Origin of the sequence: Ruminococcus sp. XPD3002, assembly GCA_900119535.1 — a bacterium.
Classification (GTDB): domain Bacteria; phylum Bacillota; class Clostridia; order Oscillospirales; family Ruminococcaceae; genus Ruminococcus; species Ruminococcus flavefaciens_H.
Window position 1 is genome coordinate 131,081 of sequence record FPJT01000003.1, and the last position, 22,981, is coordinate 154,061.

The window sequence follows — 22,981 nt, forward strand, 5'->3', positions numbered from 1 at the left end:
CAAAAAAGGGAAGCTCAAAAAAGCTTCCCTCATTTTTTCTGCTATTTAACTTTGCCTTCCTTAAGACGCTTTAAGTAGTCCTTTGTCTCGGCGGCTATTACTCCCGAAAGGAAAATAAGTGCTATAACGTTCGGGATAGCCATGAGTCCGTTGAATATGTCCGCAATGTTCCATACTGCTTCAACTGTAAGGTAAGGACCGATAAACACTGCCGCAACGTATACTATGCGGAACATGCGTGTTGCCGCTGCATTTGAACCTGTAAGATATGAAAGACAGCGCTCGGAATAGTAATTCCAGCCAAGTATCGTTGTAAATGCAAATACTGCAAGACACGCCATTAGTATGAATGAGGACACCTTTTCGGGGAAAGGAAGTCCGTAAACAAATGCATCAGTAGTTATCTCCACGCCCTGAAGTCCCTTTGAGTAACTTCCTGCCATTACTATGGAAAGTCCCGTCATCGTACATACAAGTATTGTATCGATGAAGGTACCTGTCATTGTTACAAGTCCCTGACGTACAGGTTCGTTTGTACGTGCTGCCGCTGCTGCGATAGGTGCTGAACCAAGTCCCGCTTCGTTCGAGAATATTCCTCGTGCTATACCGTTTCGCATTGAAAGCATCACTATCGATATACCTGCCGCTCCTCCTGCAACCGCACGGAATCCGAAGGCACTCTTTACAACGGTAACGACCGCATCAGGTATCTCGGTTATGTGAGTGAATATTATCATGAGACAGCTTCCCACATATGCGATTATCATGAAAGGTACTATCAGCTCGGATGCAGCTGCGATACGCTTTATACCGCCTATTACTATCAGTGCGACACAGGCGGTTATTATAAGTCCAGTTATCATGGTAGTCCAGGTAAAGCTCTGTCCGAGTATCTCGAAAGTATGTGACTTTTCGGGATCAAAGAAATTATTTGCTGCGGATGTTATACCGTTTATCTGTGTTATCGTACCGATACCCATGATACCTGCAAGAAGTCCGAATACCGCAAACAGCTTCGCAAGCCATTTCCACCGTCTGCCCATGCCGTTTTCTATGTAATAGAAAGGTCCGCCGAGGATGTTTCCGTTGTTATCGGTAACACGGTACTTTATCGCAAGAAGTCCCTCAGCGTACTTTGTAGCCATTCCGAAGAATGCTGCGACCTCCATCCAGAAAAGCGCTCCGGGACCGCCTGCGGCTATTGCTGTTGCAACTCCGACTATATTTCCCGTTCCGACTGTTGCGGAGAGCGCGGTACAAAGTGCGGCAAAGCTTGATACCTCACCGTGACCTGTTTCCTCGTCCTTCAGCATGTACTTAAGGGCAGTGCCGAGCTTTCTGACCTGAAGGAACCCTATCCTCACTGTAAGAAGTATTCCGCAAATAAGTATGAGTGCAATAAGAGGTATTCCCCATACACAGTCATCAATAGATTTGATAAGATCGTTTATTTTTTCCATTTGTCAGCTCCTTTTTGTTGTATTTCAGAGATCTCTGATAAAAACATGACAAAGTAATTATATCATCAACTCGACTCAAAGTCAAGAAAGAGGAGCATTTCATTCAAAACGCTCCTCCTGATATTGTTTATTTTCTGAGATATTCCGAGTGCTTCCTTCGTTTTTCCTCGTACATGACCTTGTCCGCCTGAGTTACGAAATCGAATATATCGTCCCCCTCCTTCGGATGAGCGATTATGTATCCCGTACTTGCACTCAGCTCGTATGGATTCTTCCTTCCTGCGTTGACCTCGGAGATGTTCTTCTGTATTTTCTCGGTAAGACGTCTCGCTTCCTTCGGAGTGACATCGGGTGCAAATATTATGAACTCGTCCCCTCCGAATCGGCAGTACACTTCACCTTGTACACAGGTCGTTTTCAGTACGTCCGCTATGTTGCAAATGGCTCTGTCACCTACATCGTGTCCGTAGGTATCATTTATCTTCTTAAGTCCGTCAAGGTCTATGAACATTAGCATTATACACCTGTTCTCCTTAACGCACTGATCGTACAGTTCCTCGGTAGCTCTTACGAAGCCGTTGCGGTTATAGATACCCGAGAAGGTATCACGGGCGTACAGCCTTCCGAGATGCTCGACAGCGTTTTCAAGACATATGAATTTACGCATATTTTCAAGGGAATTGCTGATACTTATGCACCATGACTGGAACATGGAATTGTATATCGAGATCCTGCTTCTTCTTACCGACATATAACCGAGACAACGCTCGGCAAAATGCAGCGGGATCACATAGGAGATACCGTTCCTGCCGCCCTCCGCTGCGGGTAGAAGCTCCTTGCGCTTTATGGTAACAGGTTCAAGGAAAGAACCGTTACGGTAGATAATAGCTGCATATATCTCCTCGGTGTAATGCGAGGGAACATGAACTTCTGAATCCCTTTCACGGATAAAGCTGTCATCATCCCAGTTATCACAGAGACACAGACAGAACTCCTCGGGATCGGCATAGCTGACAAAGTCCTTCATTGCGGCTATATACTCATCGAAGCTTTTACATGCAAGCAGACGGCATGAAAGTCTGTTGGAGGATGCCATGAATTCCTGTGTATCCTCAAAGCGCTTATAGTTGATGTAATTAAGTTCCCTGATATCGGATATCGCCACATTCGGTTCTTTCATACATCCGCAGCTCTCGCCGAAGTGTACGGACATTTCAAGAGTGACACTGCGCTCCTGTTCCTCGCCTCTGAAGTGCCTGCAAAGTTTTTCACAGGCAAGCTCTCCGGAACGCATCAGCGGTCTGTCAACTGTAGTGAGCTCCATCTGGTAGTTATAGCGGTCATAGGTGTTATCAAAGCCCGAAACCGCTACATCATCGGGTACGCTTATCCCCTCTTTGAACAGACGTCCCACAACACTTGCCGCCATTGCATCGTTGGCGCAGATTATTACCTGCGGAAGTTCCTCCGGACGTGAAAGGAAAGCTTCCACGGCACTCTTTCCTGACGGTGCTCTGAAATCACCGTAGTAAATGCAGTCCTCACCGCACGAGATGCCTCTTTCGGACAGAACTTCCCTGAAAGCTTCAAGACGGTCGGTACTTTCGGGGTTGTCCTTCGGTCCCGACACATAACAGAAACGTGTAAAGCCGTGAATATCGATGAAATGCTCTGTCATACGGCGCATAGCCTTTCGGTTATCGATGCCGATATGGTACATTCCCTCTATATCGTTATCTATACTTACGGCAGGTATGCCTGCCTCTCTTATCCTGTTGATGATGCTTTCAACTGTTTCCGCATCGTTGATCGTATTTGTAAGAAGCACCGCGCCGTCATAGGAGGAAAGATCGGGAAGGTTGAAAATATTCATTTCTCCTGTGTCGTGACGGGGAGTTTCAAGAGCTCCGCCGAGGGAAACGAAGGCATAAAGCTCCAGTCCGCACTTTTCGGCAGACTGCTCCATTCCTTTAAGCACAGTACTCTGATAGCTCTGGTCAATACCTGCTATTATCACAGCGATCCTGTGTTTATCCATTGATATCCCTCCAAAACAAGCAAGATACGAAACGATCCGAAATAGTCCGGGACAACAACCGTTAAAAAGCGGTTATTGAGTACACATGTTATTTATATTGTACAATAAAAATCACAAAAAATCAATAGATTTAGATTATAATATTCATTAGTCATATTAATGCTTTGTTCATATACTATCCGCAATTCTAAGCCTTCTATCCCCCTACGGACCGACTCTCCTCCCTGCTGCCCATGCGGATATCCCGAAATGCTGTTGCCTATATGAAACGAAAAAAAGTCCGCTTACCGAGATAAATTATATCACTTTGCCGAAAATTTTCCGTTATATTGACAAATCCTGAAAAAATGCTATACTTAAAAGTAGCTTAATGCGAAAAAATCAGCATATACTAACTCGTATACTGCTGAATACGCGGAGGTATACAATGATCAATATCTGGCACGATATCAGTCCTAAAAGGATCAGTCCCGATCACTTCTATGCTGTTATAGAGATCGGTAAAGGAAGCAAGATAAAGTATGAGCTCGATAAGGAAACAGGTCTTATCAAAATGGACAGGATCCTTCATACTTCTACCCATTATCCTGCAAACTACGGCTTAATCCCCCGTACTTTCTCAGACGATAACGACCCTCTTGATGTTCTGGTACTCTGCTCAGAGACTTTAAGTCCTCTGACTCTCGTCAAGTGCTACCCCATCGGAGTTATCCGTATGCTCGATAACGGACACCGCGATGACAAGATAATCGCTATTCCGTTTGAGGATCCTAACTACAACATGTATATGGACATCGAACAGCTCCCCAAGCACATTTTTGACGAAATGACTCATTTCTTCACGGTCTATAAGGAACTTGAAAACAAAACTACTGCCGTTAATGAGATCGATCATGCAGACGTCGCCAAAGATATCATTGCCTGCGATATAGAAAACTATATCGATCACTTCTGCAAGTGAGTCCATGCCGCAAGAAAGGTGTGTGCCGTTCTGCGGTACAGCGCCGAAAATTAGGGAAAGGAATTATTTTATGACAGCTTCAAGTGAAAATTTATTCAGCACCGAATCAAGCGCAGCGCCTATCGGTATAATCGCTATGAACAGCGTTACCGAGCTCGGAGGAAAGATCGACAGCTTCCTCGTTGAGTGGGCTAAAAGAGCGGGTTACGATGTGGACAGCTTCCTTATCGAATGCGAGTGTCCCCGTTTCTCATCAGGTGACGGAAAGGGCTTTATCAAGTCTACCGTCCGCGGAAAAGACCTTTTCATAATCGTTGACGTAGGAAATTATAACATAAAGTATGACTACTTCGGTCATCAGAATGCTATGTCTCCCGACGATCATTTCCAGGATCTCAAGAGAATAATCCAGGCTGCAAGCGGTAAGGCTCACCGTATCAGCGTTATCATGCCTATACTCTACGGCGGCAGACAGCACAGAAGAAATTACCGTGAATCTCTCGACTGTGCTTGCGCTCTTCAGGAACTTGAAGCTATGGGCGTTTCAAATATCGTTACTGTTGATGCTCACGATCCGCGCGTTCAGAACGCTGTTCCGCTTATGGGCTTCGACAACGTAATGCCTACATATCAGGTATTAAAGGCTATGCTCAAGGACATAAAGGACATCAACCTCTCAAAGGAAAACTTCATGATCGTTTCTCCTGATGAGGGCGCTCTCAACAGAAACATGTACTACGCTTCTGTTCTCGGCGTTGAAATGGGTATGTTCTACAAGAGACGTGATTTCTCAACTATCGTAAACGGACGCAATCCAATCGTTGCTCACGAATACCTCGGTAATCCTGTTGAGGGCAAGGATATCTTCGTTGCCGACGATATCATCTCTTCAGGTGAGTCAATGCTCGACCTTGCTTACGCTCTTAAGGAGAAAAAGGCAGGAAGGATCTTCGCTTACGCTACTTACGCTATCTTCACAAACGGTCTCGACAAGTTCGATAAGGCTTATGAGGACGGCATTATCGATGGTGTATTCGGTACAAACCTTACATACAGAACTCCCGAGCTGCTCAGCAGACCTTGGTTCCACGATGTTGATGTATCAAAGTATATCGCTTATTTCATTGAAGCTATCAACCATGACGTATCTATCAGCAAGATCATCGATCCTCACACAAAGATCGAAAACCTGCTTATAAAGTACGGAATGAAGTAATCTAAAAATACAGCCGTCAGGAGTTTTACCTCCTGACGGCATTTTTCTTTTTTACATATCAAGTATTATCTTCTTGCCGCTTGGTACGTATGCTTCGGTCTCTACACCGCATTTGCGGAAAAGCATTGATGAAGCCTTCACGCTTTCGGAATCAGCATACTTATTCTCGTAATATACGATGCGCTTGATACCCGACTGTATTATCGCCTTCGCACACTCGTTACAGGGGAAGAGCGTAACGTAAAGAGTACAGCCTGCAAGATTTCCGATGTTGCTGTTGAGAATTGCGTTCAGTTCAGCGTGACACACAAAGGGATATTTCGTTTCAAGAGGATCATCCCCTGTTCTCTCCCACGGCATCTCGTCATCATCGCAGCCTGTGGGCATTCCGTTATAACCTACCGCAACTATCTTCTTATCCTTGTTGACTATACATGCACCTACCTGTGTTGAGTTATCCTTGCTTCGTTCTGCGGATAATCTGGCGATACCCATAAAGTATTCGTCCCATTTTATATAATCGGTCCTTTTCATGACTTTCCTCCTTCGATCAAATCAACTGAGAACATTATAACATTAAATACTCAATAAATCAATACCGTTTTTATCATAAGCCTGAATATATATGCCCCTTTCCCCCGATAATCCGCTTATCAGCTTTTCATATCAGAAATAATTGTAAATAATCAGAAAAAATACTTGATTTGAGAACAAAAATGTTGTATAATAGAAAAGTATGCTGAGACAGTTACGCAGCTGTCTTAATAATGAAAGGAGTATTTATAATGATTTATTCTCATGAAGTTGAAACAATGTGCCCAATCGCACAGGGCGTAGCTCATGGCGCTGCTCCGATCCCGGAAGAAGCTAAATGGGTAAAAGCTAAGGAGATCAAGGATATCTCCGGCTTCACACACGGCATCGGCTGGTGCGCTCCACAGCAGGGTACTTGTAAGCTTACTCTCAATGTTAAGGAAGGTGTTATCCAGGAGGCTCTCGTCGAGACTATCGGCTGCTCAGGTATGACACATTCTGCTGCTATGGCTGCTGAGATACTCCCCGGAAGAACTATCCTCGAGGCTCTCAACACAGACTTAGTTTGTGATGCTATAAACACAGCTATGAGAGAACTCTTCCTCCAGATCGTTTACGGTCGTTCACAGTCTGCTTTCTCTGAGGGCGGTCTCGTTGTCGGCGCTGGTCTTGAGGACCTCGGTAAGGGACTCCGTTCACAGGTTGGTACCCTTTACGGTACTCTCGCTAAGGGACCTCGTTACCTCGAAATGACTGACGGCTATATCACAGGTCTTGCTCTTAATGAGGATGACGAGATAATCGGTTACAAGTTCGTAAACTTCGGTAAGATGATGGACTTCATCAAGGCTGGCGACGACGCTAATACAGCTTTTGAGAAGGCTCAGGGACAGTACGGCAGAGTTGCTGACGCTGTTAAGATCGTTGATCCGAGAAAAGAATAAGGAGGACTTGTAAAATGGCTTTATTTGAATCATATGAAAGACGTGAAAAGCAGATCCTTGCTGTTATCAAGGAATACGGCATCAACTCTATCGAAGAGTGTGCTGAGGTATGTAAGGCAAAGGGTCTCGATATATACAAGCTCGTTGAAGGCATCCAGCCTATCTGCTTTGAGAACGCTAAGTGGGCTTACACTGTAGGCTGCGCTATCGCTATCAAGAAGGGCTGCACAAAGGCTGCTGACGCTGCTGCTGCTATCGGTGAAGGCCTCCAGGCTTTCTGTATCCCAGGTTCTGTTGCTGACCAGCGTAAGGTTGGTCTCGGTCACGGTAACCTCGGTAAGATGCTCCTCGAAGAGGATACTGAGTGCTTCGCTTTCCTCGCAGGTCACGAGTCATTCGCTGCTGCTGAGGGTGCTATCGGTATCGCTGAGAAGGCTAACAAGGTTCGTAAGAAGCCCCTCCGCGTTATCCTTAACGGTCTCGGTAAGGACGCTGCTCAGATCATCGCTCGTATCAACGGCTTTACTTATGTAGAGACAGATATGGACTACGCTACAGGCGAAGTTAAGGAAGTTTTCCGCAAGGCTTACTCTGACGGTCTCCGCGCTAAGGTTAACTGCTACGGCGCTAACGACGTTCGTGAAGGCGTTGCTATCATGTGGAAGGAAAATGTTGACGTTTCTATCACAGGTAACTCAACTAACCCAACTCGTTTCCAGCACCCTGTTGCAGGTACTTACAAGAAGGAGCGTGTTGACGCTGGCAAGAAGTACTTCTCAGTTGCTTCAGGCGGCGGTACAGGACGTACTCTCCACCCGGATAACATGGCTGCAGGTCCTGCTTCCTACGGTATGACTGATACTCTCGGCCGTATGCACTCTGACGCTCAGTTCGCAGGTTCTTCTTCTGTTCCTGCTCACGTTGAGATGATGGGACTTATCGGCATGGGCAACAACCCGATGGTTGGTGCAACAGTTGCTTGCGCAGTTGCTGTTGAAGAGGCTATGAAGTAATAGCTGAACGGCTATAAATCGCATAAAAATGAAATCCTGACAGGTTTTATGACTTGTCAGGATTTTACTGTTATAAGAACAAATAACGTTCACATGAAGATTTTTTCCAAGTACTGAAAACAGCTTCCCCTTTCAAATACCGGGGAAGCTGTTGTTTTTTGTCACGTAACTGTTTTCTTCCTGTTCATTCCCTGAAGTCTGATATCTGCCCCATAAGGAACTTGCTGAGAAGTACCATATCAGCCATTTCAACAGAACCGTTTTCATCTACATCAGACGGCTTTAAAAGACTGAGATCTGAAAACCCTTTCTCAAAACAGCTTCTTAGAATAACCAGATCAAAGGCATTTATACGACCGTTGAAATCAAGATCACCGCGCCGGATCGGTGCTTCTGTTTCAGGTTCTGTAGGAGGTTCGGTGGGAGCTTCGGTAGGCGGTTCTGTTGCAGGTTCTTCTGCTGAAAAACTAAGGTATTCGTCTAAAGTTTCAGCCCAGAATTTACCCATTTTTTCATAGCCTGTACCATTCGGATGAAGACCATCGAAGCCAAGATCAGCCGTACCGTTAAGGCATCCGTGGATATCTGCAAACTCAACATTCTTGCCCGAGTTCTTCAACTCCTCTGCTACATCCTTAACCGTGTTATTGTATCTTGTAACTCTTCCGTCAGTTCCGCCGTATGCTGTAAACTCAGGGATCGAACCCATGAAGACCTTACCGCCCTCCGGCATATCATTCAGCATATAGTTGACAAGGTCTTTAAGGTCGCTTGCACAGTCGTTCATAGAGCGGTTAGCAGTCATATCATTCGTACCGATTATAAGAAGAATAACATCCGGCTGTGCCTGTTTTACTGCATTTTTCTCCTTCAGCTTATTATAGAGACTGCTGTCCTGTCCCCAGCTTGCAGGCTGTTTGATCTGAAATCCGCTGTAACCTGCATGGTTATCATCATATGTAACTCTCTGACCATTGTAATTGAAGCTTGCACTGTTCTGACCTTCGGGACCAACAAAATCTATACCTGTATATCCTTTTTCCTTCATGAAGTAGTCCAGGTACTTTCTGTATCCGCCTGTATCGCCCATACCGAATGTAATAGAGTCGCCTACAGGCATGATCCTGATCTTATCACTCTTTGAAGCAGCATACGCTTGTGAGAGAGATAATGGAAGAAGTGCAGAAGTCATTGCAAATGCAGTAAAAGCTGCTGATACACCGACTCTGAACAGACGTCCCGCAAATCTGAATTTTCCTTTTTCATTTTTCATAAATCATTAACCTCCTTCAACTGTTTACTTGTGATCAGTGATATTAAAAGACTCACCTCCCGTCTTAATGTAAAATAATTCCCGATCTCTGTTTTTATTTCACAACTCTACTATACACTCTCAACATCAATTTGTAAAGATTTCGCATAAAACTAAGCAAAAATGGAAAAATCTAAAGCAATAAATGGTTTTTTTATACAGAGAGAATAATTTCACATAGACACTTTTCCGTCACTATTTTCTTTGCAGCGCTTATGACTGAGAAGTTTATATATTTTTATCATTTAACAAGAAGTTTTTTCGTCTTTTATTCCATTTTAAATCACTATTATGTGTACAGCTTGAAACAGACATAAAAATAAACCTTGACAATAATAAAAATCAATAATACAGAAAAAGGAGTATATCAATGAAAAAAGCTATAGCACTTTTATTCCCTCTGACACTGTTGATATCTTCAGTGTCTTGCTCACAGAAAACAAGTTCATCCGAGGCTTCACCGGAGTCAGCAACATCTGCCGCAACATCGGCTTCAACAGAAGCCGAAACAACAACTGAATCCGAAACTACAACAAAAAGCGAGATAAAGTTTGAAGGTGAAAAGTATAAAACTTACGCATCAATGACTCCCGAGGAGATAGTTGCAACACTCACTCTCGAACAGAAAGCCGCACAAATGGTACAGCCTGCAATCTACAATGTCACTGAGGAGGACATGAAAGCCAACGACTACGGCAGTATTCTTTCCACAGTCGGCTGTATCGAATCGGATGAATGGGCTGCGACAGTTGACAGGTTTCAGCAGACAGCTATTGAGTCCGAGGCAGGTATTCCCTATATCTACGGTCAGGACGACGTTCACGGCGTAAACTACTGCCGCAACGCAGTATATTTTCCTCACAACATCGGTCAGGGTGCGGCTAATGACGAGGAACTCGCTTATCAGGTGGGACTTATCACCGCTGATGAAGCCAAACTATGCCACATGATGTGGAACTTCTCGCCATGTGTTGCTCAGTCCGTTGATCCGCGCTGGGGAAGAACCTACGAGTCTTACGGTTCAGACCTTGAGACCATTACAAAGCTCAGTACTGCCTACACAAAGGGACTCATAGACGGCGGACTTGTTGCCTGTACGAAGCATTATTTCGGTGACGGCAACGTTGTTTACGGAACAGGTGAACCGGGCGATATATTTATGCGTATAGACCGCGGCGATGCTCAGCTTACGGATGCAGAAATTGATGAACTTCTCAAAGTTTATCAGGCTCAGATAGATGCAGGGGTTCAGACTATCATGATAAGCCATTCGTCACTCAACGGCGTAAAGATGCACGAGAACAAGGAATATATCATGAAGCTGAAAGACGAAATGGGCTTTGAAGGCTTCATCGTCAGCGACTGGGGTTCTGTTCAGCATATCGAGGGCAGTTCCTACAAGGAACAGGTCATCAAGAGCGTTAACGCAGGCATTGATATGCTTATGGAGACCGACTTGTTCGACGAGGCAAAGCAGATAATCATTGATGCAGTCAAAAACGGCGATATTGCCGAAGAACGTGTAAACGACGCTGTTACACGTATAATCAAGGTCAAAAAAGATGAGGGACTGTTTGACGATCCGATGCTGAAAACCATGACTACCGAAAAAACAGTCACAGGTTCCCTCGAATACCGTAAGGTAGCCGAAAAGCTTGTTGAGGAAAGCCTTGTGCTTCTCAAAAACGAAAACGACGTTCTTCCGCTGAAAAAAGGCACAAAGGTCTACATCACAGGACCTGCGGCAAGCAACTGTCAGTCACAGTGCGGCGGCTGGACCATGGACTGGAACGGTCCTACCTCAAAAGACGTACCGGGAGTTACTACCATACAGGAGGCTTTCGAGCGTTATGCCGAGGACTACGGCATTGAGGTCATTACCGATAAGGAACAGGCAGATAAAGCCGATGTGGTTCTTCTCTGTCTTGGTGAACAGGCATATGCCGAGTGGAACGGCGATACCGAGGATATGAACCTTTTCGGTGCGCTTGGACTTAATGGCAATTCCGAAGCTCAGAGAGAAGCAAAGTCACTGGGAAAACCGATAGTTACATGTATAGTCGCAGGAAGACAGACTATTATCAGCCCAAGAATATATGATCAATGGGACAGCGTTGTAATGTGCTATCTCCCCGGCTCTGAGGGCAAAGGCATTTCCGATGTGCTCTGCGGCTGCGCTGACTTCACGGGCAAGCTCCCCTCACCGTGGTACAGCAATACCGACCAGATACGTACAGACGAATGCTGGCTTGAACGTGGTTATGGTCTGACATACGGCAAGGACTTCAAACCTGTTGACGAGCCTGAGACTATACTCGATCCGCCCACAATAATCCCCGAAGATCCTGCAATTGAAGGCACTAATTATAAAGCAGGACTTTACAAGGACGGTGTATATGTCAATGAGTATGCAGGTATCAAGCTGAATGTTCCGAAAAATCTCAATTATTTCCCTGTTCAGCCCGAAGAAAAGGAAGAATACATAGCAGAACTCACAGATGAAAAAGAAATTGCCGTAGAAACAGCAACGGTTACCGATACTATTTTCGGGAACCCGACAGAATCAATAGGAGTCTTTTTCATCAACACCAAGATGCTCTTACCGGTGCTTTTCCCTGATAAGGATGAGATCACGGAGGAGGATGCACTCGATTATTACAGAGCTTATATCGCAAATGTCGCCGAAAAACAAAACTTTGAATTTGATTACAAGGACAGAAAGAAAGTCACTATCGCAGGGAAAGAATACCTGAGAGATGTTGCATTCTATGACGGAGCAGAGACTAATTATGAGGCATTTACTATGCGAAAGATCGACGACGACATAATGTGTTTCCTGCACTATACATCAAGCGAACCCGAAAAAACTCCCGAATACTATGAATCACTGTTTGAGGAGATAAAGTGATGAAAAACATACAGCAATGACCGCTTTTACCGAAAAAACGATTTCACCTACCGTTAACCGGAAAAATATTGCATTTCCGACCATAAAAACTTATAATTTAATTATGAGGCAATGATCGCCTCGCAGCAAAAATACTAAAAGAACCAGAGGTCGTAAAATGAAAAGAAAAATCATATCTATCATGGCAGCAGCACTTATCTTAACACCTGCTTTCGCATCAAACCAGTGCGTAGCTGATGCTGCAGCAGCACCAAATTATCAGACATATTTAGACGGTACAGTTTGCTCTGTAAAGCGTAAAGACTTACTCTATGAGAGAACTATATTTTTCCCTAAGGAAATGACAACATCCGACAAGAAATATCCTGTAGTTGTATGGGGAAACGGTACATTTGTTACATCTGCCGTTTATGAAGAGCTTCTCAGCGAGATCTCCTCAAAGGGTTATATCGTCGTAGCAAATAACGATCGTTTCTGCGGCTCGGGAATATCAGAGTCCGTATCTGTGGAATATATCGTCAGTGAGGGCAAAAAGTCGGGCAGCATTTTCTATAACAAGGTAGATGCTGAGCATATCGGTGCAGGCGGACATTCTCAGGGCGGACAGAGTGCAGTAAACTCTTCTGTACGCAATTCAAAGATAGATTGTGTATATGATATACAGGGTTGTCAGAATATTCTTGAAGCAAGCAGACTGACAGTACCAACATTCTTTATAACAAGTACAAATGATAAAGTGGTCAATTCTTTATGGGTAAAGGCTTCTTATAACGCCTGCAACGCTCCTGCTGTATATGCAAGTATAAAGAATGGAAAGCACTTAGACCCCGGCGATGCTCATGCACCTGAAATATTCGCTGAATATGCTGTAAAGTGGTTTGACGCTTTCCTTAAAAACGACAGCTATTCAAAGAGTGTATTCGTCAAGGGCGGCGCTCTTTCAAAGGACAGCAGATGGGTAGATTATACTTCAAAGTATTTTTGATCGAATAGCGATAATCCCCTTTGAAATATTATTAAACTGAGAAAAAGCAAAATAGTCACAGGATCTGACCCGCCCCCTGTCAAGTAGACAGCGCAAAAAACAAAAAATATTCCATGTAATGACTAAAAGCAGTCTGTGCAATTTGTGCAGGCTGCTTTGTTGTTAGCAGCAAATGGCAAGCACCTTTTGGAGTGAGGAGCGTAGCGACGAATGGAAAAAGGTGCTTGCCGCGGCGCTCGGCCACCAGTCATGCCACAGGATATGCTTCATGATATTCCATTGGTGTCATGCAATTCAGCTTGATTTGGTACCGTCTTGTGTTGTAATAGGTGATGTATTCCTCTATCGCTGAGAGAAGTTCATCCTTATCAGTAAATTTGCGTAGATAATACATCTCGGATTTCAGGATTCCCCACCAGCCCTCCATCGGACCATTATCAATGCATCTTCCGACACGTGACATACTCTGTATCATTCCTGCATCGACAAGCTTCTGATGAAATATCTTATTGGTATATTGAAATCCTCTGTCACTGTGGAAGATTGGATGAGCATCTGGATTCTGCCTGATGGCTTCATCAAATGTGGAAAATACAAGATGATTATTATTACTATCTTCAATCTTGTAAGCTACAATACGTCTGTCATAAAGGTCAAGAATGGCGCTAAGATACAGCTTCTTGACACTCGAACCAACATAGTATTTGAATTCAGTTACATCAGTCAGCCACTTCTCATTCGGCTTATCTGCATGAAAATCTCTGTTCAGATTATTCTCCGCTGTGATTTGCGGCGTTGACGGTATATATGTACTCTTCTTGATACGGGTGACTGATTTCAGATGAAGAATATTCATCAGTCTGTAGATACGCTTCTTGTTGTAATGTACATTATGTTCCCGGTTAATTACAACTGTCATTTGTCGATATCCTAAAATCCCATTTCGTTCCTGATAGTGCTGTTTGATCCATTCTACCAGCTGTTCATTGACCAACTGTCTATGGCTTGGTGTCCTATGCAGCCATTTGTAGTAAGCAGAACGTGCTATGTGAATAGCATCACAGAGCTTTCGAATTGGATAATGCTCGGCTTCATTCATATACTGGACAGCAAGGTATATTTCTTCGTTTCTTACTCCGCTCAGCAACCGCCCCCTCTCAACTCCCTGAGTTTTTTTAACAGTTTTATCTCCATTTCTTGATCTTTTATCCTTGCCTGCAATATTTTGTTTTCCATACGCAGCCTGTCCGCTTCGGTGAGCTCATCTTCGGGCTTTGCTTTTCCTCTACGATCGACAAGACCTTCTACGCCCTTTGCTTCATATTTGCGCACCCAGGAATAAATCTGCTGGTATGATACGCCGTATTTCTCTATTGCAAGCCCATAATCCTTGCCATTCTCAATGCAGAACGCTACGATTTCTGTGCGCTCTTCCTGTGTTGTTTTCCTGCCTTTTTTCATGGTAATCCCTCTTTCCGAGCGTGTACGCTTCTTAAAGTCTTTACCATTATTATACCATGAAATCCAGTTACGTAAAAGTGATCTGCTTGTTATCTTGTATTTGGCACATATTTCAAACTGACTTGATTTTCCTGACAGATATTCTTCAACAGCTTTTATCTTTGTTTCTGCTAAGTACTTCTTATTTGTCCTTGTACTTTTGATAAAGTCTATTCCTTCTGATTTTGCTCTATTTACTAGATTACGAATGGCATACTCCGATACTTCGTACTTTTTACTTATTGTACTGTAACCGCCCTTTCCATCTTGATACTCCCGCACAACAGCTATACATTCTTTATCTGTCATTTTTCTTCGTGACATAAAATAACCCCCTTAGAGTTTTCACACTTTTGTTTATTTAGTGTGTCTACTCTATGGGGATTATATCAATCATCAATTGATTCCTGTGACTATTTTTTATAATATTATGACCGTACGGCTTTTTATCGGATAGGACAATATCCTGCAAGTTCGATCATTTCCTGACCTTCATCTGACAGAAGGTATTCTTTTATCTCTTCCGCTTTCTGATCTCTTCCTTTTACTGTTACAGCATAATAGCCTGATGAAAGCGGATATGTTCCATTGATAAGATTTTCGTTATCAGGCGATATCCCGTCTATATTAAGTACCTTTATATCCTCGTTCTTATACAGATTCCTGAGATAATAATTGAAAGAGTAACCTATGCTTTTGGATGAATTCTGGTATGAAGCGATACTGTCTATAAGTCCGCCCATTTCCATAGCTATCTGAACTCTGGTATCGGGATGTGTTATCATTGGTATTCCCTGCATTACCATATTCTCCATAGCTGTCTGACTTCCTGAATTTTTGGAACGTACATAAGGTATTATCTCCTCATCATAACCGCCGACTTCCGACCAGTTCGTTATTGCACCGCTGTAGATGTCACGTATCTGGTCAAGCGTCAGGCTGTCCACGGGGTTATCCTTGTGCGTTATGAAGACAAAGCCGTCAAGTGCAATCTTGTCAACCTGAAGTTCAACATTGTTCTCCGCAGCCAAAGCCAGTTCATCATCAGAAGGTTCTGTAACGAAAATAAGATTTTTGTATTTTTTTCCGAGTATCAGATTTTCATAAGCATCACCTGTTGTATTATGGTCGATGTAGTATGGAAGCTGTTTATCCTCAATACCGTTGAACTGCCTGATAAGTTCCGCTGTTATGGGTACAGTCGCTGTTGAACCGTCTATCATACTAAGGTCATACTTTGTAAACCTGTTCCTGTTGCTTGCTACCTGATACCAGTTATCGGGACGAGTCAGACTGACATTGATATTTGCTGAATATCTTCCATACGCATATTTGTTTTCAACTTCAAAAACCTTTTCAGTCTCTGTGAGATGAACATTCTGCCATCTTTCATCAAATAACTTGTTTATTTCTTCACCTGAATACTCTTTTCCGTCTTCGGTATATGTAACAGTGTACTTGATCTTGTCACCATAGATAAGATGATAAATACTATAGCCTTCGGCAAGGGAAAGCTTATAGTTTATATCAATGTTCATATATTTCAGTTTATCGGATCCTTTACATTCCTCAAGGTTCTCTTCGATCGTATATTGATTGCCGTCCTTGATAAATTTGAGCTCGACTCCTTCAAAAGGATCAATTTCAGTTTTGGGATCTTCATTAAAATGAACAGTTATATCTTTGGTGATCCTCGTTAATTCAACTCCAAATGTTTCTCTGACATATTCCTTCATATTATCTTCGGGAACATACTTGTTATTTATCAGAAGATGAAGAGTTATCGTATCCCCTTCCTTAATATCATCAGGAAGAGGATCACGATAGACTTCCATGCTTAACCCAAGGTTTTCACGTTTTCTTATACTGTATGCCGTCGGTTCAGACATGACCAGAACATTTTTCGTTTCATCATCCGCAACAAGACGGCGTTCCCTGTTGAAAGGATGATCGCATTCTTCGATAACTCCGCCTTTTCGGTGGTGATATTCCAGATCCAGATCTTCAAAAGGATCTATGCTGATAATTTTTTGTGTAGTTGGTTCTACAGTAGGTTCTTCCGTACTGACGACCGATGAGCTGATATCAGCTTTTTCCGAACATCCTGTCAGTAAAGAAAAAGTCAGCAAAGCAGCAGTCGATAATAGTATCTGTTTTTTCATTATTCCTCCTTATAATCGATAGTCGGTTTAATCTGGTAATTGAAAACAACGTTCATTTTTATTAACATTATAATAAAATAACAGAAAAAAATCAACTCTTTATAGTTAGCCGTTTTTAACAAAAATCAACCGGACAGATATAGCAGCAACAGTTTACCGCTTTGATATCACCAGAACAGAGGACTGCTCGTTTTACTTATTTTTGCGGAAGTATTCGTTCGATGAAACTGTACCGCCTGTGGACAGATATCCGTAATAGCTGAGTATGTCGGAAGCATCTGCCGAGTCTATTTTACCGTCGAAATTCACATCAGCAATAAGTTTCAGTGTACCAGTAAAGCTTGGTATCTCACCTGTTGAGAGCTTGGAGTATTCAACAAGCACATCGGATGCGTCACCTGCATTGATCTTTCCGTCGCCGTTAACATCGCCGAGGATGTAATCGGGTTCGGTAGTAACCTGCGGCTGAGTGGTAGTTATTGGTGCGGTCGTAGTAGGTGTCTCTGTAGTAGTAACAGTCGCCTTTGTGGTTGTAGGAGTCTTGGTAGTTGTAACAGGCGCCTTTGTTGTGGTAGGTGTGTTTGTAGTTGTTACAGGAGTCTTTGTTGTAGTAGGAGTCTTTGTAGTTGTTACAGGTGCTTTTGTGGTAGTAGATGTCTCTGTAGTTGTTACAGGAGTCTTTGTTGTAGTAGGAGTCTTGGTAGTAGTAACAGGCGCCTTTGTGGTTGTAGTTACCTTTGCAGTTGTTACAGGCGCCTTTGTTGTGGTAGGTGTGTTTGTAGTTGTTACAGGCGCCTTTGTAGTGGTAGGTGTCTTTGTAGTTGTAACAGGTGCCTTTGTGGTGGTAGGTGTCTTTGTAGTTGTAACAGGTGCCTTTGTGGTTGTAGGTATCTTGGTAGTTGTAACAGGTGACTTTGTGGTTGTAGGTGTCTTTGTAGTTGTTACAGGCGCTTTTGTTGTAGTAGGTGTGTTTGTAGTTGTAACAGGTGCTTTTGTTGTAGTAGGAGCCTTTGTAGTTGTAACAGGTTCTTTTGTTGTAGTAGGAATTTTTGTAGTTGTAACAGGTGCCTTTGTGGTGGTAGGAGTCTTTGTTGTTGTTACAGCTGTCTTGGTGGTCGTAGTGGTATTTGCCTTGGTTGTAGTAACAAGCTGAGTAGTTACAGGCGATCTGCTCTCATAATGCATTACAGCCACAGTAAGCGGATCTGTCTCATTCGGACGAGAAGCATTTTTCTGAGTTTCGATCTTTACTTTCTTCCAGTCGCTCTCGGTTCCGTTGAAGTAGATATCCCTGAGCTCGTCATTAAGGCGCAGCGCATTCTGTCCGATGTATTCAAGTGTGGAAGGCAGATACAGTTTGCTTTCCGAATAGTTCAACAGTGCATTTGAAGCTATGTTCTTTACGCCCTCGGGAACAACTATCGCTCCTGTTTCGTCATCCTTGCTGAGTCCCAGAAGCCAGCCGTCGATAACAATTGTGTCCAAACCGCTGCTGAAATTTTTGATATCAAATGCTGAGGACTCCACGCTCTTGACTGTTGACGGGATGTTTATCTTCGTAACTTCCGAATTGCGGAACGCCTTGTCGTCGATGCTGAACAGTCCCTCGGGAAGAACGACCTCGCTTACCTTCGTATTGCTGAAGGAATTTGCTCCGATAGTTTTCACGTACTTCGGGACAGTATAGCTTTCCTTCTGTGCGTTCGGAGGATATTTCACAAGCTTTGAACCGTCCTTAAGGAAGAGAACTCCGTTATCCGCTGAATATGTCTCGCTATCCTTGCTGACCTCAAATTTCTCTATCTTGCTGTCAGCGAACTCGGTGATGAACATTTCCAGTGTTGAAGGAAGAATGACCTTCTTAAGATACGGATTATCGTCAAACGCTCCGAAAGCAACTGTAACTGTACCCTCGGGTATGTTATAGGTATCGCCCTTCTTCATCGGCGGATAGAGACTGAGTTCATAATTCTTTACGTGAGTAAGTACAAAATCGCCGTCCTTCATGATATGAGCGTCAGCTTGTTCAAAGAGTACACCGTTCTCGGAATACAGTTCGGTATTACCCTCCTGTACCGTTATCTCGCTCAGTGAAGGAAGATCGCCTAACGGACACGGTGCAGGCATATCACGGGATACAGTCAGCTTTTCAATGTAGTCGTTCCAGAATCTGCCGTATACACCCGTGACAGTTTCGGGCATTACGTATTCCTTGTCCGTTTTCATTGCAGGATAGGTGATGATAGTTGTAAGGTCCGCATTATAGAGAACATTGTCTATAGCCTTGAAATATTTGCTGTTCTCATCCACGGTTATGACTTTAAGACCTGTAGTGTTGATACTGCCCTCGACGCTCATCAGACTTGCAGGAAGGTGTATCTCGCTTATCTTTATGCCGTCGTCCATGAAGTTCTGTGCGAAAGCCGCTCTTTCTATCCTCGTAATGCCTTCTGAAACAGTTACCGAACGTACATTGTTACAGCGGTCAAATGTGTATTCACCGACCGCAATTACTTTTTTGCCGTCTATCTCCGCAGGTATGACTACGTCCTCGTATTCATCGGTATCGCTCTCGTAACCTGTTATCTTTATGCCGCTTCCGATATCCTGATAGCTGAAACTGCCTGTATAAACAGAAGGTGCATCCGCCTTGTCAAGCGGAGTGAAGCTGAGTCCGTGTTCTATCGCGTATTTTTCGCTTTCCGAACCTGTATTGCCGTATATACGGCAGTTCAGAGCGCCTTCCTCGATATAGACATCGTCTGCATTGATAGTGAGGTTTATGCTCTGATATTTCGGGATGACTCTTGCATCTATGCTCTTGAATGTCTTAGGCAGACTGAGCTTCTCAATGGAGTTCAGGTCCTTAAAAGTCGAACTGTAGCGGTATAAGCTCTTTCCTGTGAACTGAAGTTCGGGATGAGCTTCAATGTACTCTTTTGCCTCGGTCGCTGTCATTAACGCAGTCTCTCTTACCGCTCCGTCAGAGGACTTTGAATTCAGTGAATAATAACAGCCGACCTCCCAATCATCCATATCAACTTTGCCGACTCTCTCCATATAGGAGTAAACATCCTTTATGCCTTCACTGAGAGTAATATCGGATATATGGCTGTTATTAGCGAACGCCTTCTCGCCAAGCTCCACTACAGGAAAACCTTTCACAGTTTCGGGAGTTGTATAAGCATCCGGAAGGTCTGCGATATATTCAATGGCCGCACCATTTTTGTTCACTGAATATACGATGTTGTCCGAAAGTCTGTAACCGTCTCTTTCGCTGAATACATCAGCTTTTATAGCCTTAAGGTCTGCATTTACGGTACTCGGCAGGTAAACCGCACCCCCTTTATCTGCGAAGTAGTTATCAAAGCATCCGCTGCGAAGCTCTTTTGCACCGTCAGCGATAACTGTAAGCTTACCCACGCCGCCGCATATCAGTACTGCCTCGGACTTGTCCTTGTTGTAGATGACATTCTTTTCCGAACTGAAATTCGCATTGTTCTCGGATATAGTGATGTTATCAAGCTTACGGCATGACTTGAATGCGGTATTATCTATCGTTTCAAGAGTTGAAGGGAGTGATATCTCAGCTAAATTGCCGCAGCTCTCAAAAAGTCCCTCATTAAGTGCAGTTACGCCCTCGGGTATCTTTATGGAAGTAAGTGCGGAGCAATATCTGAAGGCATTGCTTCCGATGCTTTTCAGGTCCTCGGGAAGCTCCACCGTACTAAGCACATCACATCCGCCGAATGCGTTATTACCGATCTTTTCAAGTCCCACGGGTGCTTTTACCGTGGTAAGACTTTTGCAGCAGTAGAATGCATGATCCCCTATCTCACGGATGTTTTTGCCCAGTGTTATGGATTTTATGTTGTCACTGTGCTGTAATGATGCTGTGGTCACGGAGGTTACAGGCTTGCCGTTGAGTTCGGATATAATGGTCACGTCTCCGCCTGCACCTATGTATTTTTCTACACTGTATTCATCGGACTTTATGGGACCTGTACTGCTGTCCGCAATGAATTTCACACCGTTATATTCAAATTCATCACCTTTCTGGTAATACTTTGCACAGCTGTAGATGAAATCGCCCGATATCTCAGAACAATATGTCGCTCCGCCTTCGGGAGTATAATTCTTGCTCTTTGCAGTTTCTATCTCATCCTCAAAGAAGACAGGATTCCTTCTGAAATCAAACATTGCTCTGCCGAACTTCTCAATAGTCGACGGGAAGAAAACGTAGTCGAAATCAGCTTCCGAAAGAGCGTAATCCCCTATCTCTCTTACCGTACTGTCAATGACTAAGCCCTTATCTGCGGATGATGCCGCAGGATATGCAATGAGCTTCGACTTGTCCTTGCTGTAGAGAACTCCGTCCTCAGATGCAAATACAGGGTTACCCTCCGCAACGGTTATCTTTTTGAGCGATACTGCTTTTCTGAAGGGATTGCCTGTCAGTATCCCGGTAACAGATGCTGGTATTGCCACGGATTCGACCTCGGTATTGCCCCTGAAGGTATCCTTAAGTGCAGTTACCTTGAATCCGTCTATCTCCGAAGGGATGTCTACATCCGTATCGGTTCCCGTGTAATTGACAAGGATAGCATTATTGTCATATATCTCCGCTTCGTAGTCTCCAAGAAGATGCTTTCCTCTGTATCCGAACTTCACATTTTCGGGAGTTTCCGCAAAGTCGCCTGCAACTTCAAACTCCTGCCACACATCACGGCTGATGCGTGAAAGGACAAGTGGATTATAAGGGAAAGCTCCCTTTCTGATATCAGCAACAGTATAGCCTGATATTTTTGCAGGGATAACGTATGTCGAGTCCTCACGGTTCTCAAAGCTGTCGATATATGCCTTTCCGTTGTACATATACCACTTCATGCCGTCATCGGAATACATGAGATAATGTATCTCGGCATTGGGGAATTTTAACTGGATCTCGCGGGATGTGGCTTCAGCCTCTGTACCGTAGTAATTCACATTTCTGACTGTGGTACCGCTGAAGGAATCATTGATGTAAAGCCTTGTATTGTACCATAATGTCATCCAATTGAGACTCGGACAATTTTTAAAGGAATAAGCCAGATACACGTTATCCGTCTTATCGAAAACAACCTCCATCAGCACAGGACAATCCGTGAAGGAGGACTCTATATTACGTATCGCACCTTCAAACTTAACGCTGTTAAGATTGGTACAGCCAGTAAACGAATCAACTATCTTTTCAACTGTCGGAGGGAAAACAACAGTCTCAACCGTATCCTTGTTTTTGACAAAGTTGGTTACGCTTGTAACGGTGTAACCCTCTATCTCTTCGGGTATGCGGACATAACTGCCTGCATCTGCGATGCTGCCTCCGACTATCTCCGCCTTGTCGTTTGATACCCTATATGAGACAAGGTAGGTCCTGCCTGTATCGTTTCCATTCTCATCGATAACGGGGATATCCGCAAGACGAGTCTCGCTGTAGAAGTCGGTCAGTTCCGCGCTTCCCGAGATCGTCTGATCCTCAGCACATGCACTCATTGTCTCGGTAACGGGACACATTGCCAGTATCGCCGAGAGTATCATGCTCATGCATCTAAGTTTTCTGTTTGACATTTGATTTTCTCCTTTATACATTATTAATAAATGGCGTCTGAGTTAATTATACCAGAAATTAAGTACAACTTCAATGATTAAACAGATTTTTCTAAAATATTTTTATCCCGGCGATTTGTGGAGCTTCAAAATAGTTATATGTTCAAACTCTAATAACAAAGGTTTTGTTGAACTGTATTCCGTCTTATGTTCTTGCCTTTAACAAGTCCTCATAAAGTTAATCTTTTGAAATTGTATGAACTTAATGTTACAAGAAAACTGTAAAACTCGTACAAAATATTCAACAAAATTTCGGCATCATATAGATCAAATCAGCAAATAAACTCTTGCATTTGATTGAA

Annotated in this window: 14 protein-coding genes; 6 read left to right on the top strand and 8 right to left on the bottom strand. The window is 43.6% G+C overall.

The features are described from left to right. Positions 1–41 precede the first annotated feature (41 nt). Together BT127_RS03615 and BT127_RS03620 are read right to left on the bottom strand one after the other, a co-directional pair. Positions 42–1,460: an alanine/glycine:cation symporter family protein gene (locus tag BT127_RS03615; protein ID WP_075423671.1), complete on the bottom strand. Its 1,419-nt coding sequence runs from the start codon at positions 1,458–1,460 to the stop codon at positions 42–44. 127 nt (positions 1,461–1,587) lie between these two features. Then, positions 1,588–3,498, bottom strand: coding sequence for a GGDEF domain-containing protein (locus BT127_RS03620; RefSeq protein WP_075423672.1), 1,911 nt, complete (start codon positions 3,496–3,498; stop codon positions 1,588–1,590). Positions 3,499–3,928: 430 nt separating this feature from the next. On the opposite strand from BT127_RS03620, the gene BT127_RS03625 reads away from it, so the two are divergent. Both BT127_RS03625 and BT127_RS03630 read left to right on the top strand, forming a co-directional pair. Continuing rightward, positions 3,929–4,459 (top strand): inorganic diphosphatase, encoded by a 531-nt coding sequence (locus BT127_RS03625; RefSeq protein WP_075423807.1) that lies wholly within the window; start codon positions 3,929–3,931, stop codon positions 4,457–4,459. Positions 4,460–4,529: 70 nt separating this feature from the next. Beyond that, the gene (locus tag BT127_RS03630) at positions 4,530–5,675 is read left to right on the top strand and encodes a ribose-phosphate pyrophosphokinase (RefSeq protein WP_075423673.1); all 1,146 of its coding nucleotides are present in this window, start codon (positions 4,530–4,532) and stop codon (positions 5,673–5,675) included. A 51-nt stretch (positions 5,676–5,726) separates the two neighbouring features. Here BT127_RS03630 and BT127_RS03635 read toward each other — a convergent pair whose 3' ends face one another. Then, a complete protein-coding gene (locus BT127_RS03635; protein WP_075423674.1) occupies positions 5,727–6,209 on the bottom strand; it encodes a deoxycytidylate deaminase in 483 nt (160 codons plus the stop codon). Positions 6,210–6,460: 251 nt separating this feature from the next. On the opposite strand from BT127_RS03635, the gene BT127_RS03640 reads away from it, so the two are divergent. Beyond that, complete coding sequence (locus BT127_RS03640) at positions 6,461–7,153, top strand: iron-sulfur cluster assembly scaffold protein (RefSeq protein WP_075423675.1); 693 nt, start codon at positions 6,461–6,463, stop codon at positions 7,151–7,153. 14 nt (positions 7,154–7,167) lie between these two features. Further along, positions 7,168–8,166: a GGGtGRT protein gene (locus BT127_RS03645; protein WP_075423676.1), complete on the top strand. Its 999-nt coding sequence runs from the start codon at positions 7,168–7,170 to the stop codon at positions 8,164–8,166. A 184-nt stretch (positions 8,167–8,350) separates the two neighbouring features. Here the strand turns inward: BT127_RS03645 and BT127_RS03650 are convergent, their stop codons facing one another. Beyond that, on the bottom strand, positions 8,351–9,439 hold the full coding sequence (locus tag BT127_RS03650) for an SGNH/GDSL hydrolase family protein (protein WP_075423677.1): 1,089 nt from the start codon (positions 9,437–9,439) through the stop codon (positions 8,351–8,353). A 409-nt stretch (positions 9,440–9,848) separates the two neighbouring features. On the opposite strand from BT127_RS03650, the gene BT127_RS03655 reads away from it, so the two are divergent. Together BT127_RS03655 and BT127_RS03660 are read left to right on the top strand one after the other, a co-directional pair. Continuing rightward, on the top strand, positions 9,849–12,386 hold the full coding sequence (locus BT127_RS03655; protein WP_075423678.1) for a glycoside hydrolase family 3 protein: 2,538 nt from the start codon (positions 9,849–9,851) through the stop codon (positions 12,384–12,386). A gap of 157 nt (positions 12,387–12,543) precedes the next feature. Continuing rightward, complete coding sequence (locus tag BT127_RS03660; RefSeq protein WP_075423679.1) at positions 12,544–13,371, top strand: poly(ethylene terephthalate) hydrolase family protein; 828 nt, start codon at positions 12,544–12,546, stop codon at positions 13,369–13,371. A gap of 247 nt (positions 13,372–13,618) precedes the next feature. On the opposite strand, the gene BT127_RS03665 is transcribed toward BT127_RS03660, so the two are convergent. The 4 genes from BT127_RS03665 to BT127_RS03680 all read right to left on the bottom strand — a co-directional run bounded on the left by BT127_RS03665 (position 13,619) and on the right by BT127_RS03680 (position 22,640). Next, positions 13,619–14,470 carry an IS3 family transposase gene (locus BT127_RS03665; RefSeq protein WP_082334890.1) on the bottom strand — a complete coding sequence of 284 codons (852 nt, stop codon included), beginning with the start codon at positions 14,468–14,470 and terminating at the stop codon, positions 13,619–13,621. A gap of 41 nt (positions 14,471–14,511) precedes the next feature. After that, positions 14,512–15,195, bottom strand: coding sequence for a helix-turn-helix domain-containing protein (locus BT127_RS03670; RefSeq protein ID WP_075423680.1), 684 nt, complete (start codon positions 15,193–15,195; stop codon positions 14,512–14,514). A 122-nt stretch (positions 15,196–15,317) separates the two neighbouring features. Further along, positions 15,318–17,033: a PstS family phosphate ABC transporter substrate-binding protein gene (locus tag BT127_RS16190; RefSeq protein WP_082334884.1), complete on the bottom strand. Its 1,716-nt coding sequence runs from the start codon at positions 17,031–17,033 to the stop codon at positions 15,318–15,320. A gap of 192 nt (positions 17,034–17,225) precedes the next feature. After that, positions 17,226–22,640, bottom strand: a complete 5,415-nt coding sequence (locus BT127_RS03680) for a leucine-rich repeat protein (protein ID WP_075423681.1) — start codon at positions 22,638–22,640, stop codon at positions 17,226–17,228. Positions 22,641–22,981: the final 341 nt, after the last annotated feature.